We start from the raw sequence: 16,694 nt of genomic DNA on the forward strand, positions 1-16,694 counted from the left end.
GCCTGACGTTGTTTGTTAAAATTTTTTCTGCTGCAATCGACAAATATATTTTTGACGTATTTTTTTTCTAATGGATGGGAAGATGATAAGAAATAGCTTATTGGCATTGGTGTGCTTTTCTGTAGGTTTATTACAGGGGTGTACTAATGGTAAAAAACCGCAGAGCGCACTCATAAAAAAAGATGTCATTCAAAATGAACAGCCCGCGCAGGTTCCTGCTTTACAGCAGTGTATCCAGGATGCCGACGCTTTAGTTAAGCTCGATAAAAAGTTTCAGCAGGACTCAAACGAGCTGTATGGTTTAATCAATGATGCTAAGTTTTATGCTTCTGTTTCAGACCAAACCTCCGCCAGCGTAAAATCAACGATTACACCGCTTTTTGAATACAAGATAAACGATAAGTGTAATAGCATTTCGCAGAAATTAATTAAAGAGTTTGAAAGCCGGGCAAGAAAATCTGAACTCAAGGATGGGCTGGCCAGATGATGGACGATAAGGGGAAACTGAATATATGCAATCTACGAGGTCCTGCGATTGTATTTGCTCTTTTTACCCTTATTGTTGTGTTTCCTGCTCGTGCTGAGCCGGGAGACTTCCTTGATAATATATCGAAACTCGAAATAAACAATCCGCCGGCCTCAGGCGCCGCCAGCGGGGAGTCGGTCTCGTCTAAGCAAAATAACGATAGCCCTGATAAAAAAACGCCTCAGAAGCAGGACGTCGTCAGAAAAAAAAGCCATCAGAATAAAACAGAGAGTACGATTAACGCTCTGCGGAAACAGAATGCGGAGCTGAGCGCTGCCGCCAAAGCGGCGGAGAAAAAGCGCGCTGAAACGACGCGCGAACTGTCGGCGCAGATCGCCACGCTGAAGGCTCAGAGTGAACAGCGTGTACAGAAAGAGAGCGGCGAAACTGCCGCCGTGAGCGCGCTGAGCAAAAAGAACGCCGAGCTGGCCGCCGCTGCCGAAGCGGCGCAGAAAAAACTGGATGAGACCACCCGCTCGCTGACGGCGCAGATCGCCGCATTGACAGCACAGCGTGCACAGAACGAAAGCGGGCAGACCACCGCGCTTGATGCGCTGAGCAAAAAGAACGCCGAGCTGGCCGCCGCTGTCGAAGCGGCGCAGAAAAAACTGGATGAGACCACCCGCACGCTGTCGGTGCAGATTGCCGCGCTGAAAACGCAGAAGGAGCAGAGTGAGAACCTGCAGAAATCGACGATCGATACGCTGACGGGAAAGAATCTGGAACTGCGCGCCGCTGCCGAATCTGCACAGAAAAAGCAGGATGAGACAACCCGCGCGCTGTCGGCGCAGATTGCCGCGCTGACCAAAAAGAACGCCGAGCTGGCCGCCGCCGCCGAAGCGGCGCAGAAAAAGCAGGATGAGACCACCCGCGCGCTGTCGGCGCAGATCGCCATGCTGAACAAGCAGCGCGCGGAAAGAGAAGGCCAGCAGAAAACCGCGCTTGATGCGCTGACCAAAAAGAACGCCGAGCTGAACGCCGCCGCCGCAACCGCGCAGAAAGAATATGATGTTTCAGTCGCTGCTTTAAACGATAAAAATAAAAAATTACAGTCTACGCTCGATAGCCTGGCCATCAAGCAAAGTGATTTAAGCCTTGCGGATAAAAGTCATAAAAATGCCTATGCGCTCGGCGTTTTCTACCTTACCCAGGCGCTATCCGATGTGAATAAAATGGCCGACAATAATGTCAAGCTGGCGCCTTCAGCGTTGGTTTCCGGGTTTAACGACGCTTATAATAAAAAAATTAAAATTAAAGAAAATGAAATAGAAAGTATCGTTAACATGCTTAACGAACAACTATCGTCTAAGTACGTCGATATTGAAAAAAGAATCATGGCAAAAATCAAAAATAAAAAATATGAGATTTTGCCTAATGGCGTATATTTTGTGGTTGATAAAAAAGGAAAGGAGCCGTACAAGTCGAATGAGACTTTGTCTATGAATATCCTTGAGAAGAAGCTTGATGGTACGCCGATACTCAATACGATGAATTCAAAGATGGTTTACGATAAGCAAATCGATCCGCTAATGGCCAAAGTATTATCATCCGGATTAAAAGGGGGAACGGTCACGCTATATGGACAGGCCGGCTCGCTGTATAGCAGCACGCCAGCGGACCTGAACCCGGATACCTTAATCTCCATTACCTTCGAACTCATTCCCTGAGCGATCAATAGCGGCTCCCCGCCGACTTGCGTATCCGCAAAGCCATCGCCCGCATACCTGGGGTTGTCAGTCAGATGTCCGGGACGGACATCATGGCTGTAACTATCGCCTGGCGGGCAGAATATTGCCCATCGCGCTTTCAACCGATCGCTTCCGGCAGCAGTCAATCCAGCTGCATGAGGTTTGACTCAAAGGCGGTGACGCCTGAGGCCTCTCCGGCGTAATGCGCCGCGTCGTCATACGGGGCGAGGTGTGAAAAGCAGCATATTACCATTCTCAACGAGTATGAAGACGGAACTGCGATCCTGTCCCTGTTGCTTTCCCAATGAATCCTGACTTGATATCTGCCGGATATTATTTGTGAATTTTATATTAATCTTGCCAGTCATTAATTATAACCATATTAATACCCAGAGCTGGGCGGCTTACAGCCTGTAAACCATAAAAAATAATTTCTTTCACACTTCGCTATTCGCGATTTTTTCAGTGTCAGGAGTGATCTTTATTTCCGCTGCACATTGATTTGCATCAATCAACTCCGTCTATTCAGATATGAATTTAATTCATATTCCTCTGCCAGGTATACACTCAGCCTTTATTGTAAGCAAAAGGTTGTTATTACATACCGGCTTTGTTTGTCTGATGCGTTTCATTTTTACATTTGCCTTAAGGTGTCTGAGGAAAGTCTTATAATGGACTTTGGGGCCGGCAGGTTGATATTTTTTGGCGCTTTGCTCTACTATATCCTGGTCATCACACGCCGTTATCTTTAACACATTATTCCTCACGGGAAGAGACCGCTATGGCTGATACGTTCCAGAATGAGGTGCCCAGGGCACGCATTTTCAGAAAAGAGTTCGAAAAAATTCTGAAAGACCCGGCGCTGACGCAGGAATTACGCGACGAAATCAGCGCGCTGGCCCCGAAATAAACGGCGTGCGTTATTTAATGGATTAACCGGGAATATGCTGGACGCGCAGGTGGCTGATTCCGTGGCCCGAACGGCGCTGACCGGAGAGGAGATGTACTGATGGCCAATGTTTATACTCTGATTTCAGTCTGTCAGGCCGCTGCTGATGCGCTGGCGGTACAAACGCAACAACGTCTGCTGTTGTGGAACAACTGGCTGCAGCCGCTGTCAGCCGATAAACCCGCGGGGGACGATCCCGGCTACGATGATGATTTCCAGCTGATGCGCGAAGAGGTGAACAAGATCACCGGTGCGGATAGCGATCTGATTTGTAGGTTGGCCGAAAAACTGCTCACCACCGTGACCAAAGATATTCGCGTTGCCTCATATTACGCGTGGGCGCGGCTGCACCGGGATGGCGAAAGCGGTCTGGCGGACGGACTGGAACTGCTGGCCGGGCTGATGCAGGGTTTTGGCGAGCAGCTGCACCCGCTGCGGGAGCGCAGCCGAAGGGCCGCATTTGACTGGCTCGCCGGACAGCGGATGCTTGACAGCCTGTCGCTGTACCCCGAGGCCGGCAGTACTGATGCCTTGCGTATCAGCGGCGCATTATTGCTGATGGAGCAGGCGCAGGAGGGGACCGTCCCCGATGCGCTGTGCGGCGTCCTCGAGACCCGTCTGTTGAAGTCGGGCGGGCCGGATGCCGTCGTGCCGCAGAACGTCAGCGATGTTTCGCCCTCTCAGGCAAACAACTATACGCCGGCGCTGAGCCCTATCACCTCCGGTCAGGAACTGCTGACCCAGGCGCGTATCCTGGCGAAATATCTGGGAGACCAGCCGGAGGGCTGGCTGGCCGCTCACCATCTGATGAAAAGCATTCGCCACGACACGCTAAATCAGCTGCCGCCGCTATCAGCAGAAGGCAGAACCCGTATTGAGCCGCCGAAGCCGGACCTGCGGGCATTGCTGAAGCGGTTGTATCTCCAGCAGAGCTGGACGGAGCTGCTGGAACAGGCTGACGGGATGTTTTCTCGTGGGGCGAATCATCTGTGGCTGGACCTGCAGTGGTATATCCACCAGGCTCTGCTGAAGGCAGGGCGGGAAGCGGAAGCCGCTATTATTCAGAACGACCTGAAAGGGCTGCTGACCCGGCTGACGGGGCTGGAAGGACTGGCATTTAACGACGGCACGCCGTTTGCCGATGAGGTCACGCTGAACTGGATACAACAGCAGGTGCTGGAGAACGCCGCAGGCTGGCGGGATGATACTGCCGCCAGCGCCGCTACCGCATCCGGCGATGACGATATTCTGCTGCTGGAGCCGGAGGCCCTCGCTGTTGCCGACAGCGACGGCCCGGAGGCGGCGCTGGCCTGGCTGCAGAACCGCCCGGGTATCACCAGCGTGCGCAGCCGCTGGCTGCTGCGCCTGCTGATGGCGCGTATTGCCGAGCAGACCGGCAAAAATGAGCTGGCGCAACACCTGCTGGCGGAACTGGGCGCGGATGCTGCCGGAATTCCGCTGGCACAATGGGAGACAGGTCTGCTGTTCGAAGTCAAAGCCCGCCACCTCAGGCTGCTACGCATGAAGGCCGGGCGCAGTGAAACCGACAAAAACCGCCTGCAGTCTGCTATGGACCGCCTGCTTGCCGAGCTGATTGCCATCGATCCCGCCCGCGCCGTAGTGCTGTGCGCTTAATCTGTTTACGAAAAATAAGGTGGCGGGAGCGGCGATGAAAAAAAGAGAATGCCGCTCAGCGCATATCTCACAACGTATTAAAAGTTAACGGGGGCGATAAAGTGTCGGCCAGAGAACGTTTTTTTAAGAAAGTGCAGCAGAACTCCGATAGCACACCGACCGGCAATAAATCCGCTGAGGCGGAAATTCAGGCATTCCGCCGCCGGATGGATGCGCTGGTGCAGCTAATCAGCCAGTGGTTTGCGGGTTCCGGCATTGAGATCATTCTATCAACAAAGCATATTCATGATCTGAGCACGATCGGCTATAGCCTGAACAGCGGTATATGCCGTTATGACATCACCACAATCCGGCTCCAGAACGGCGATCGTCACGTCAGCATAGTACCTGAACAGCTCTGTCGAGGTGTGGAAACGGGCTGCATGACAATGCGGGTTAATGCCCCCGGAATCACTCAGCTGTTTTACCTGAGCATGGCGCCGGAAACGGGCTGGTTTATCCGCCGCGAACATCAGAGCGAAAAAGAGAATGCCATCATGACGGAAGAGCTCTTTTTCCATGCCGTTGATTGCCTTGCCTGAATAGTCGCAGCGGTTTCTCATATTGTGCAGGCAACCGTTGCCTGACCCATTACAGATATTCAGGCTGTCTGCTCTGAAGGCTTCATGGTTGTGCTTTCAGCCGCAATGAGCTTCTTAATGAGTTTTGCCATTTTAGGACCCGCGTTTTTTGGGCTCTTTTCTCCTGGAGCCCAAAAAGGCACCACAAGGCTGCGGTCCTCAGTCATTCCCGCCAGACCGATACAGACACAAAAAAGCCCGCAGGGCTTGTGCCATGCGGGCTTTCAGGACTTCATCGGATGACTCTGGTAATCACCGATGGAGAATTTTGGTGGAGCTGGCTGAAAGCGACACCAAATACTAACTGTCTGATTCTTTGAGCAATGTAGCGGGAATCAATGTCACAGCAGTATGGCACACCCAACTATCTACGATCAATAGCCCTAGCTGCTCTCTGTTGATTGCTTCTTGGCTACTTTGAGTTGCTGTGTGAAAAAACGGGCTTTATCTTTTTGTCGGAAATCAACTTGACCGGCTGCGTGCAATTTACCTGCAAGCTTCTCTAAATGAATAATTTTTGCGGAGTTATCCTTTACTTTAGCCAAGTCAGCAAATTCTTTACGAATTGAATCATTGTGTGCCCAGCGAACCTTTAGTTCTCCATCCTGAATCACTATTCCTGTAAGGAGTTTTCCCTCTGATGATGGGTAAAATCGCTCTTTTTTGTCTTTAGAGGTAAGGCCATGAGAGGTAATGCATTTTTTAGCTTGGGCAGCAAATCCTTTTGGTATTTTCGACCCGGAGAATGCTACATCGTCGACATATGCTGTAAATACTAGGTCATTTGAGGCAGCCAGTTCGCTCAGAGTATCAAACATGTCTCTATTAGCCCAAAAAGCCATTGCCATGCTTATTGGGCTACCCGTGGGCACTTTTCCAGCAAAAGTTACGAGATTAGTCATCACGTAAGCCACATCAGGCGACATCTCAAATTTTTCAGTAAATGCTTTGTAGACTTTCGCTGCCTTAGTTGAGGGGAAAAACTTGTGAATATCAAGCTTTAGAAGCTCAGTGGCATGCCTGTGAGACTCTGCATTTGTCAGAGTTGAATGCTTTTTCCGACCGGAATGCAAATAGGCGGGTAATTCAATTCTACTCAATAATGTACCAATCCGTTTATGCACTGCTTTTAGCTGGGGGATTGGCTCCTGGATTGTCCTTCCTGCATCGTTTTCGAATTGTTTGTACGCAGAGTCAAGCATGAGTTTATCTGCTTGTTTTTTCGATAGCCCTATGATTTCTAATAATTTTCTTTTTGTTTTTAGCTTAAAAAGAGGGGATTGGTTCAAAGGGTAAAGCTTGGGAGAACTATGAAGACTAGAGGAACGTTTTGTGCTTATCATCGTTGTCGGTCCTATCTTTTACGGCCTCCATTGGAATAAATCCTTGATGGATGACCAGACGGAAGCAACTCCTTCAGAATGAAAAACCTCCGAGATGATCTCGCGGATGAGTAGACCGAGCAGATACTTGGCTACACCCTTGAAAAAACCTCTGGAATGGTCTTTCGCACAAAACGTTTGCTGAACGCTAGTCCGGTACTTCTTACGTGTCTTGCGACCCATAATTACATCTCCTTTTCAGTTCCCGATGACCAACACGGTCACCAGTCTCGCCTGAACTGACAGGAATAAGAGATGTTCAGCAATTAACCCCAGTTTTCGACGTCACAGCGTGACGTCCTCTCGCCACAATCCCGGCAATCCCAGCTGTCCCAGTACGAACCAGAGCGTCGGTGATGCGTGAGCATCGTAACTATGGAGCACTGCGTAAGCGTGGCATGCGTCGTGTGGGGGAGAGATTAGAGGCCGAAACCTCCACGATGGCTGACAAGCAGACCATCAAGCTTTTGCGAGAAACTCTCTCCTTGATACTAGCAGGGATATTTTATGATCATATTCATGTTGTTAGCAATAGATTGGTAAGAGGTTTGTTTCGAAATGTGAGCGATACTAATAGTAAAAAATAGGATATGAATTTAACTTCTTAACCCGTAGCTGAATTCATATGGAGTGACCACGCTCTGGTAGACAGTTTCTGTCCTCACGGCGAGGCCTTTTCGAAGGCCTCCGGGCTGACGCCACCGAGGTGGCTGTGGCGGCGGTTACGGTTGTAGAACACTTCAATGTAATCGAAAATATCCGCCCGGGCCATGTCCCGGGTTTTATATATCCGCTTCCTGATGCGCTCTTTTTTGAGTGAACTGAAGAACGACTCTGCCACTGCATTATCCCAGCAGTTGCCACGACGGCTCATGCTCGGTACCAGATTATTGGCCCGGCAGAACCGCTGCCAGTCATCACTGCCATACTGACTGCCCTGGACGCCCTTCTAAGAGTCAAGCTGTTATCGGGATACTGTTGATCCGCCTGTTTTGATTGCGCAGTAACGTGTAAACTTCGCGGGAGATATATCGCTTTAGACAGCGTATCGCTTCCATTTTTGTATGTCCTTCGGCTACACGCCTGGCGACATATTCCTTTGTTTTTGCGTCAGTTCGTAAGCGTCCGATGGCGATGATGTGAAGTGCACTATTTGCAGCACGATCTCCACCACGATTAAGTCGGTAACGGTTCGTTTTTCCAGAAGAAACGGGGACCGGGCTGACACCACACAGTGCCGCAAATCCTGATTCTGATCTTAACCGTTGAGGATTGTCTCCGGCAGTGATCAGCAACTGTGAAGCGCTTTCGTATCCGATAGCATTACGTTTAATCAGCTCAGGTGCCAACTCGTCGACAATTGCCGCAATCATGACATCCAGATCAGCGATTTCGTCATGTAACTCGAGATAGCGTCGGGCAAGGGACTTTAATGAAATGCGATAAACGTTGGTTACATTGCGGTATTCACTGGCATCAGGTCTCCAGGAACCCAGGGTCCTGATGAGCTGCATGCGCGTCATATTTCTGAGCTGTTCACGTAATTCATCCGGGGCAGAGATAATATTTGAATGGATAATCTGGAGAGCGACTCTGCGGGCTGATATTGCTGTTTTTCGGCAAGTTTTTAATACCCGCAGGGACTCAATCATGCCATCACGCGTTTTGGGAGTAACTGTCCTGATGCCTGAGAATGCTGCATGAGCGGCACATTCAGCATCAATTGTGTCACTTTTACCCCGTTTGCGTCGCTCCATCCGGTCTGGAGCAGTCACCTCAAGAACTTCTAACCCGGCGCTCTGAAAATAACGAAGCAAACCGGAACCATAGGTACCTGTGCACTCAACACCAATTCGCTTTAATGTCCCAAACGAGGTCATCCATGCCAGCATCTGCCGGTAACCTTGTCGTGTTGTGGAGAAATACTGAGTCCCAAGGACTTTATTGTTCTGATCTACGACAGCGGCAACGTGCAAATCTTTATGTGTATCCACGCCACCCACAACGGCAGCTTCGGTAACTTTATCAACCATGACAGAGCTCCTGTGAGGAAACAGAGTTGAATCTCCAGACAGATAACCCGGACAGGACAGTAACGAGACAAGCCGTCAGGCCCTTCTTGAGTCACGCGCATCGGTGAGGAGATGCCTCGCATGAAGGCGCTTCCGGCAACCGACGGGTCCAGGGCAGGACACAAAAGGTCGATCGCTGTGTGAGTCAGGATGCGGGAAGGTCTTCACTGCATCAGTAATCACACCAATCTGGTTAAACGGCAAACTAAGTGGTGGTAAAGACTGACATCGGCATTATTACTATCGCTGTGCACAATGACGTTTTCTTCAGGTTTACGTCGCCAGACCGCCATCAGCAGCGCATCCAGTGCCAGCTCGCGTGACAGTATTGGCTTCATCGACCAGCCCACCACATTACGGGCAAAAAGATCGATAACCACTGCCAGGTACAGCCAGCCCTGCCAGGTGCGGATGTAGGTGATGTCGGTGACCCACACCTGATTGGGCTTCACTACAGTAAATTCACGCCGCACGCGATTGGGCGCTATCAGTGACGGTCGTCCTCGGGTTCCGCGTGGCACTTTATAACCATGTATAGCCTGGATCCTGTTTTTCCTCATGATTTTGGCAACCCGGTTTCTGCTGCACACTTCGCCAATTTCGCGACGGTCGCCATGAACCCTGCGATAACCGTAAACTCCACCCCTCAGCGTATAGGAGTCGCGGATGAGTTCCAGCAGTCGCTGGTTATCCTTTTCTCCGGCGGATACAGGGTTATGGAGCCAGACATAAAATCCGGCACGGGCAACCTTAAGGACCCGACACATCGTAACAATCGACCAGATTTCACGGTGATCGTTGATAAAGCGATACTTCAGTCGGGCTCCCTTGCAAAGTACCGCGCTGCCTTTTTCAGAATATCCCGCTCTTCCTCAGTACGTTTAAGCAGTGCTTTCAGCCTGAGAATTTCTGTTCTGGCATCAAGTAAATCCTGTGCCTGTTGTCCACTGTTGTCAGGCTTAACAGCCCGGAGCCATTTATAAAGGCTGTGCGCCGACACGCCGAGCCGTTCAGAAACTTCAGCGATGGAATAGCCCCGCTCGGTGATCTGGCGGACAGCCTCTTCCTTAAATTCAGGGGTAAAACGTGGTGTGCCCATAGACTCCTCCTATGCTCAAACTATAGGGCAGATTTGTCTACGGGCTCGGGGGCACTCCAAAACAATTCATCACCTGACCATATATTCAGGCCAACATTGGCCTGAATATGTCAATGTTTCCACATGGAAACCACCCCACAAAGCAGGTTTGTGAGGTGGGAAAAGCATTACGTGTGTGAGCAGCATTTTATTATTGATTGAGCTGTGCTGGTTTTAAATATTTTTTAGTGGAAGCGTTATTAAGTACCTCATTTTTAAAAGTTCGCATAAGAGTTAGAGTCTCTTGTGATAAATTTCGCCATTCGTTAGCATCTATGTCTAAGTATTCACCATGTGCTAGGCTTTGTTGAATAAATCAGATTTCGGGTAAGTCTCCCCCGTAGCGGGTTGTGTTTTCAGGCAATACGCACGCTTTCAGGCATACCTGCTTTCGTCATTTTGTTCAGCGCTCGTACCAGGGCCATAGCCTCCGCAACCTGACCATCGTAGTCACGCAGCGTCAGTGAACCCCCGAACAGCTGTTTTACCCGGTACATCGCCGTTTCCGCTATCGAGCGACGGTTGTAATCTGTTGTCCATTTCCACCGCGCATTACTCCCGGTCATTCGCTGATTAGCCACTGCACGGTTACGGTCTGCATATTCACCGGGCCAGTAACCCGCGCCTTTTCGGGGTGGGATAAGCGCGCTGATTTTCTTACGCCGCAGTTCATCATGACAGAGCCGGGTGTCGTAAGCGCCGTCTGCCGATGCTGCCCTGATTTTTCTGTGAGTCTGCCGGATAAGACCCGGGAAGGCTTCTGAGTCCGTCACATTGTTCAGCGACAGGTCTGCACAGATGATTTCATGTGTGTTGCTGTCAACTGCCAGATGCAACTTTCGCCATATACGACGGCGTTCTTTGCCGTGTTTTTTGACTTTCCATTCGCCTTCACCAAAGACCTTCAGCCCGGTGGAATCAATCACCAGATGCGCGATTTCACCCCGGGTGAACGTTTTGAAACTGACATTAACCGACTTTGCGCGCTTGCTGACACTGGTGTAATCCGGGCAGCGCAACGGAACATTCATCAGTGTAAAAATGGAATCAATAAAACCCTGTGCAGCCCGCAGGGTCAACCTGAACACGCGTTTAATGACCAGAACGGTGGTGATGGCGAGATCAGAATAGCGCTGAGGTCTTCCCCGTGATGAAGGCGTTGCCGACTCATACCAGGCCTGAATAGCTTCATCATCCAGCCAGAAAGTTATGGAGCCACGGTTGATGAGGGCTTTATTGTAGGTGGGCCAGTTGGTGATTTTGAACTTTTGCTTTGCCACGGAACGGTCTGCGTTGTCGGGAAGATGCGTGATCTGATCCTTCAACTCAGCAAAAGTTCGATTTATTCAACAAAGCCCATGTGCTATGCAATTTCTTCTCTTTAAGAGACTTTCATCAATAAAATTGTATTTTGTATTGAAGTGATGAACGGATACTCCAATACTTTTTGCAATGTTATCAAAGACATGTGACTTTAGATTGGATTCCGTTTGTATTGCTGATTCAAAGTTAAGGATGGCTCTTTCTTTTTGTCCGGAGAGTATGAACTTTAAAGATTCGGAAATAATGTCATGCTTATTAGTACTGGCTATTTCAAAAAGTTTTTTACGCATACCTAATACTATTAAACACTCTTCTAGTTCAGAGTAATTAAGTCTGAGGTTGGAGATATACTCGATGTACTTACTGGCTGTATTTTTAACAAAACCCTCCCAATGAGCATACAATAGTGGGATCGAGGCTCTAATTATTGTTCTTTGAGCTAATGATAAGCTACGGTCAATAGAAGCTGTAAGATGAGCTATCTCCTTGATTCGCCAAGCCATCTCTGTATCAACATAATCCTGGAAGCCCTCAAGAGTTCTAATTTTGCTCATAGCATAATACCTTACGGCCTAAAGTATTCTGATGCGAAAGGCAATAGATTGGTTAACCTAGTTGTACCTCTTACACCTGCACCAGAGTTGTTAGTAAATTCATGTGTTTGCCAAAGATCTTTAATCTTTTGAGTGATGAAGTCATTTCTTGTCGCATTGGGCTGCATTGACATTATGGCATCATAATTAGTTTGAAGGCCATTTGTTATAGTTTCGAATAGAGAAATTAAAAATTTCCCTTTAAATGATTGCCCGTCCCATTTTTTAAAGGCTCTTTCCTCTAAAACATCATGAAGAAGTGTGAATATGTTTTGGAAAATATGCTCTTCTGCTACAAGATCAATTTGAGACTTGCACATTTCAACTAATGCAGAATCTAAGTGTTCATGGACATCCATTCCAGGCGTATAAGGGAAGTGCTTATATGCGAAGAATTTTAATGCGAGTTCCATATTTGCTTGCCGCTCGATGGCTTCTTGTGTTTGATTTACAGTGCTTACAAAGGCAGGAAACTCGGAGCATCTCTTAAGCCATTTATATAATTCAGGATTAAGCATTACGGCAATACAATTCCTAACCTCTTGCTCTGAAAGGTTTGCACCGCCAGTATTTAACCGTTGAAATAATTCATATTTTGCATATGGATCGCTACCTTTCCTTAAAATTTCAACTCTCAACCTGGCTCTTTTTATTTCAAGTTGAAGGGGTTTACCTATTTCATTATCAGCATTATCTGGATCATTCCATTTCTTATTGGAAAGGCTTGGGAGGAATTGTGTTCCACTTAATGTAGAGCTAGGAAGGAGTGATTTATCTACGCTATCTCGCAGCAACCCTGAAAATTCTAATATAGTAGAGACACGTTGTAAGCCATCAATAAGCTCCCATACGCCATCTTCATCCTGATGAACGAAAATAGGGGGATAGGAATGCCTAATAATAACGATTCAATAAATCGGGTTTTTTGCGAAAGTTCCCAGCGAAATAGTCTTTGATAGTCTGGAGATATAATTAATTCATTGTCTCTGTAAAGATTCATTATTTCACCAACAGACATATCATATCCATCGGAAATGATCTGTTTCTTCGATTCGTTTACTTCGTCTTCTAAGCTCATGAATTATTCCTTAATGATAGTTGTAGTAGAGTAAACTTTTAAACCCCACCAAGCCATAAGTTCGATTCTTTTTTCTAAGTATGTTGCTCTATTGTAAGCTCTCCTAACTTCATTTTTATCCGTATGAGCAAGGGATGACTCAACAACATCTGAGTTAAATCCTGCCTCATTCAGAGCTGTGCTCGCTATTGACCTTAACCCATGAGCAACCAGCTTTCCACCATAACCAATGCGCTTTAATGCTGCATTAGCTGTTTGACTATTCATCGGTTGCTTTGGATCATTCCCACTTGGAAAAACATGTTCACGATGAGCACTGATAGGTTTCATTACCTCCAAAATATCTAATGCCTGAGGTGATAAAGGGACAATGTGCTCCCGTTTTGCCTTCATCCGTTCGGCTGGAATCGTCCAGAGTTTTGAGTTGAGATTGATCTCTGCCCATCGGGCACCCGAAGCTTCAGAAGGGCGAACAAGAGTCAAGAGTTGCCATTCAATCAGGCAACGAGTCGAAACAGACAGATTTGACATTACCAGTGAACGCATCAATTTTGGTAGCTCTTCTGGTCGTAGCGTCGGCATGTTTTGCTTTTTAGGCCTTTCAAAGGCCATGCCGATTCCCAATGCCGGGTTTGCATCAATCAGACCAGTATTAACCGCAAATGTCATAATTTCGTTGATGCGTTGTATCAAACGGCGAACGGTTTCCAACGCACCGCGCGCTTTAATTGGTTCTAATGCTTCAATCAGTGTTCGAGCTTTGATTTCCTGAACTGGGATGCCTCCGATGCTTGGAAAAATATCTTTATCCAAAGAACGCCAGATATCTTTCGCATAATCCTCGGTTACGCTTGTTCGCTTAAGGGCATACCAATTGGCCGCGACGGTTAAGAAAATGCTGTCTAAAGCGATTTGGTGCTGTTCTGCTGCTTGCTCGGCCTTGGTTTGCGGATCAACGCCCGTAGCCAACATGGAAAGGTAATCTGCACGAATTGCTCGAGCGTCGGCAAGTGACAGGGCTGGGTAGGGGCCTAGCCCCATCATGGTACGCTGTTTCGTTGCTGGTCGCTGATAACGGAAGCGCCATTGCTTTTTGCCATTAGCTTTTACTAGAAGAAAGAGCCCGTCTCCGTCATGCAGCGTAAGGTCTTTCTCGAGTGCTCTGGTTTTTTGTACTTCAGTGTTGGTGAGGGGGCGTGTAGTCCGCGCCATGTAAGGGATCGTCCGTTTATTGGTATACGTAATTGGCGTACATTTTAGCGTATACCTAAACGTATACCAATAATCACCGGATTTAGCCGGATGTTCTCGGACAACGACAGACACAAAAAAGCCCGCAGGGCTTGTGCCATGCGGGCTCTCAGGACTTCATCGGATGACTCTGGTAATCACCGATGGAGAATTTTGGTGGAGCTGGCGGGAGTTGAACCCGCGTCCGAAATTCCTACATCCTCGGTACTACATGCTTAGTCTGTCTTTACATTCGCCTGGCACCTGCGGACGGACACGCCACTACCAGACTAGCCTGATTAGTTTTAACGCTTCAACCCCAGGCAGGGCTTCCACGCGATCTCTTTTGGGTTTGACCTCTCTTTGATCCCCGTCTTAAGAGCGGAAGCTAGGGAGAGAGGGCTCAGAGCAGGTTATTAAGCTGCTAAAGCGTAGTTTTCGTCGTTTGCGACTATTTTTTTGCGGCTTTTTACGAGGCCAACCGCCCCTCGGCATGCACCTTGGGTTTCGCAAATCCCGTCGAATCCAGAATCAGCCCCAATGTGTACGGTGAGTATAACAGATTTATGAATGTGCTTACCAGTCCTCGTTTTGAGGATTATGGCGTCAGGTTGGGTGAAAAATCAGCATCAACAACGATATAGCATCAGGGCCAGCAAAACTGACCCTGACAGGAAGGGGAATTAACGACCGGCGTGTTTCATAATTCGGGCTTTATCTACCGCCCACTCGCGGTCTTTGATATCGGTACGCTTGTCGTGCTGTTTCTTACCTTTCGCTACGCCGATTTTGACTTTGCACCAGGCATTCTTCCAGTACAGAGAAAGAGCAACCACGGTGTAACCTTCGCGGTTGATGCGCCCGTACAGGGTATCCAGTTCGCGCTGGTTGAGCAGAAGCTTACGGGTACGCGTCGGGTCGCAAACGTAATGAGTGGAAGCAACGGCCATTGGCGTAAAGTTGGCGCCAAACAGATAGGCTTCGCCATCTTTTAAAATGACATAGCTATCGCCAATGTTGGCTTTACCTGCGCGGAGAGATTTTACTTCCCATCCCTGCAGGGCAAGACCAGCCTCGTATTCATCTTCGATAAAGTATTCATGACGAGCGCGTTTATTCAGCGCAATGGTGGCTGATCCAGGTTTGTGGGCTTTTTTCTTAGTCATAGTATCCTGAAGTCATCGTCTTAAAACAGTCGTACCTCAATCTTCCCGCGAGGCGTAATGGGCTATCTTAGCACGAGTTGCGGTACAGCGTTTTTTTTAGCAGCAGATAAATGATATTATTTACACCGTGTTTATATGTGGAACCTGCTATGCCTCAGATTAGCCGTACCGCCCTGGTGCCGTTCAGTGCGGAACAGATGTACCAACTGGTAAATGATGTGAAGTCCTACCCTGATTTTCTGCCGGGCTGCACCGGTAGCCGGGTTCTGGAGCTCGGTCCGACGCAAATGACCGCGGCGGTTGACGTCTCCAAAGCGGGTATCAGCAAGACCTTCACAACGCGAAATACGCTGACCAGTAACCAAAGTATTCTGATGAGTCTGGTCGATGGTCCGTTCAAAAAGCTGATTGGCGGCTGGAAGTTTATTCCCTTAAGCCCGGAAGCGTGCAAAATTGAGTTCCATCTCGATTTTGAATTCACTAATAAGCTGATTGAAATGGCCTTTGGTCGCATTTTCAAAGAGCTGGCCATGAATATGGTGCAGGCGTTCACGACCCGCGCTAAAGAGGTCTACAGTGTCGGCTAAAATCGTGGTTGAAGTGGCCTACGCATTGCCGGAAAAGCAGTATCTGCAAAGCGTTAAGCTGGAGGAGGGCGCGACGGTCGAGCAGGCGATCGTGGCCAGCGGCCTTCTGGCGCTGCGTGATGATATCGATCTGACGAAGAACAAAGTGGGGATTTATAGCCGCCCGGCTAAGCTTCACGATCGGGTCCACGATGGCGATCGGGTAGAAATCTATCGGCCGCTGATTGCTGACCCAAAAGAGCTGCGTCGCCAGCGGGCAGAGAAAAGCGCCGGAAAGTAACCGTTTCGCACGAAGATGCAGATATAAAAAAAGCGCTCATTGAGCGCTTTTTGCGTATTGATAGCTTTACTCCGCCGTCAGGGCAGGTTTGTTATCAATGTTGGTCAGCACACCGCTGCTGTTGAAGGTCAGGGTAAGCGTCTGCTGGGTAACTTTCTCATGCCCAGGCTGCTGACGGAAAACGTAGAACCAGGTATTGGTGCCAAACGGATCCGACATCATCGGGGTACCAAGAGCATAGGCAACCTGTTGTTGCGTCATGCCGACGCGGATTTTTGCTACATCGGTTGGTGCCAGATAGTTACCCTGGTTGATGTCAGGACGGTAAACCACTCGTTCCAGAGTGGAACAGCCTGCGGTCAACATAAGAAGAACCGCTGCGGCAGCAGTCAGCATTTTACAGCGCATAGTGATTTGATTCCTTTTT

At 48.7% G+C, this 16,694-nt stretch carries 13 protein-coding genes, 1 other RNA gene and 4 pseudogenes; 7 read left to right on the forward strand and 11 right to left on the reverse strand.

Features of this window, described 5'->3' with window-relative positions:
* The first annotated feature begins 82 nt into the window (after positions 1-82).
* From CDA56_RS13970 to CDA56_RS13985, 5 genes and pseudogenes are all read left to right on the forward strand, one after another.
* Positions 83-487, forward strand: a complete 405-nt coding sequence (locus CDA56_RS13970) for a hypothetical protein (RefSeq protein WP_103813784.1) — start codon at positions 83-85, stop codon at positions 485-487.
* A complete protein-coding gene (locus tag CDA56_RS13975) occupies positions 484-2,193 on the forward strand; it encodes a coiled-coil domain-containing protein (protein ID WP_103813782.1) in 1,710 nt (569 codons plus the stop codon). Before CDA56_RS13970 ends, CDA56_RS13975 begins: the two co-directional genes overlap by 4 nt.
* A gap of 844 nt (positions 2,194-3,037) precedes the next feature.
* A pseudogene (locus tag CDA56_RS31150) lies at positions 3,038-3,124 on the forward strand (type VI secretion system contractile sheath small subunit); the annotation flags it as partial.
* A gap of 99 nt (positions 3,125-3,223) precedes the next feature.
* Positions 3,224-4,798 carry a type VI secretion system protein TssA gene (tssA, locus tag CDA56_RS13980; protein WP_102803866.1) on the forward strand — a complete coding sequence of 525 codons (1,575 nt, stop codon included), beginning with the start codon at positions 3,224-3,226 and terminating at the stop codon, positions 4,796-4,798.
* Positions 4,799-4,899: 101 nt separating this feature from the next.
* Complete coding sequence (locus CDA56_RS13985) at positions 4,900-5,379, forward strand: hypothetical protein (protein ID WP_064406095.1); 480 nt, start codon at positions 4,900-4,902, stop codon at positions 5,377-5,379.
* Positions 5,380-5,801: 422 nt separating this feature from the next.
* Here CDA56_RS13985 and CDA56_RS13990 read toward each other — a convergent pair whose 3' ends face one another.
* From CDA56_RS13990 to smpB, 10 genes and pseudogenes are all read right to left on the reverse strand, one after another.
* Positions 5,802-6,761: a reverse transcriptase family protein gene (locus tag CDA56_RS13990; protein ID WP_064391964.1), complete on the reverse strand. Its 960-nt coding sequence runs from the start codon at positions 6,759-6,761 to the stop codon at positions 5,802-5,804.
* A 700-nt stretch (positions 6,762-7,461) separates the two neighbouring features.
* Positions 7,462-7,740 (reverse strand): annotated as a pseudogene (locus CDA56_RS14000) (IS3 family transposase); the annotation flags it as partial.
* A 16-nt stretch (positions 7,741-7,756) separates the two neighbouring features.
* Positions 7,757-8,833 (reverse strand): IS110 family RNA-guided transposase, encoded by a 1,077-nt coding sequence (locus CDA56_RS14005; protein ID WP_032448228.1) that lies wholly within the window; start codon positions 8,831-8,833, stop codon positions 7,757-7,759.
* Positions 8,834-9,057: 224 nt separating this feature from the next.
* Positions 9,058-9,971 (reverse strand): annotated as a pseudogene (locus tag CDA56_RS14015) (IS3 family transposase); the annotation flags it as partial.
* 395 nt (positions 9,972-10,366) lie between these two features.
* The gene (locus tag CDA56_RS14020) at positions 10,367-11,335 is read right to left on the reverse strand and encodes an IS5 family transposase (protein WP_023279773.1); all 969 of its coding nucleotides are present in this window, start codon (positions 11,333-11,335) and stop codon (positions 10,367-10,369) included.
* Between the two features lie 21 nt (positions 11,336-11,356).
* Positions 11,357-11,887, reverse strand: a complete 531-nt coding sequence (locus CDA56_RS30720) for an MAE_28990/MAE_18760 family HEPN-like nuclease (RefSeq protein ID WP_139536121.1) — start codon at positions 11,885-11,887, stop codon at positions 11,357-11,359.
* An 11-nt stretch (positions 11,888-11,898) separates the two neighbouring features.
* Positions 11,899-13,004, reverse strand: a pseudogene (locus CDA56_RS14025) (DUF262 domain-containing protein).
* A gap of 3 nt (positions 13,005-13,007) precedes the next feature.
* Entirely contained in the window at positions 13,008-14,216 is a 1,209-nt protein-coding gene (locus tag CDA56_RS14030; RefSeq protein ID WP_064392811.1) for an integrase domain-containing protein, read from the reverse strand.
* Between the two features lie 193 nt (positions 14,217-14,409).
* Positions 14,410-14,773: a transfer-messenger RNA gene (ssrA, locus tag CDA56_RS14035) on the reverse strand.
* Between the two features lie 144 nt (positions 14,774-14,917).
* Entirely contained in the window at positions 14,918-15,400 is a 483-nt protein-coding gene (gene smpB / locus CDA56_RS14040; RefSeq protein ID WP_004104655.1) for an SsrA-binding protein SmpB, read from the reverse strand.
* A gap of 149 nt (positions 15,401-15,549) precedes the next feature.
* Between smpB and CDA56_RS14045 the strand changes: the two genes are divergently transcribed.
* Positions 15,550-15,987 carry a type II toxin-antitoxin system RatA family toxin gene (locus tag CDA56_RS14045; protein WP_004123817.1) on the forward strand — a complete coding sequence of 146 codons (438 nt, stop codon included), beginning with the start codon at positions 15,550-15,552 and terminating at the stop codon, positions 15,985-15,987.
* On the forward strand, positions 15,977-16,267 hold the full coding sequence (locus CDA56_RS14050; protein WP_025107350.1) for an RnfH family protein: 291 nt from the start codon (positions 15,977-15,979) through the stop codon (positions 16,265-16,267). The genes CDA56_RS14045 and CDA56_RS14050 overlap by 11 nt, the downstream gene beginning before the upstream one ends.
* A 66-nt stretch (positions 16,268-16,333) precedes the next feature.
* On the opposite strand, the gene bamE is transcribed toward CDA56_RS14050, so the two are convergent.
* Complete coding sequence (gene bamE / locus CDA56_RS14055) at positions 16,334-16,675, reverse strand: outer membrane protein assembly factor BamE (RefSeq protein WP_004123807.1); 342 nt, start codon at positions 16,673-16,675, stop codon at positions 16,334-16,336.
* Between the last annotated feature and the right edge of the window lie 19 nt (positions 16,676-16,694).

The sequence above is a fragment of the Klebsiella michiganensis genome (assembly GCF_002925905.1).
Lineage (GTDB): Bacteria > Pseudomonadota > Gammaproteobacteria > Enterobacterales > Enterobacteriaceae > Klebsiella > Klebsiella michiganensis.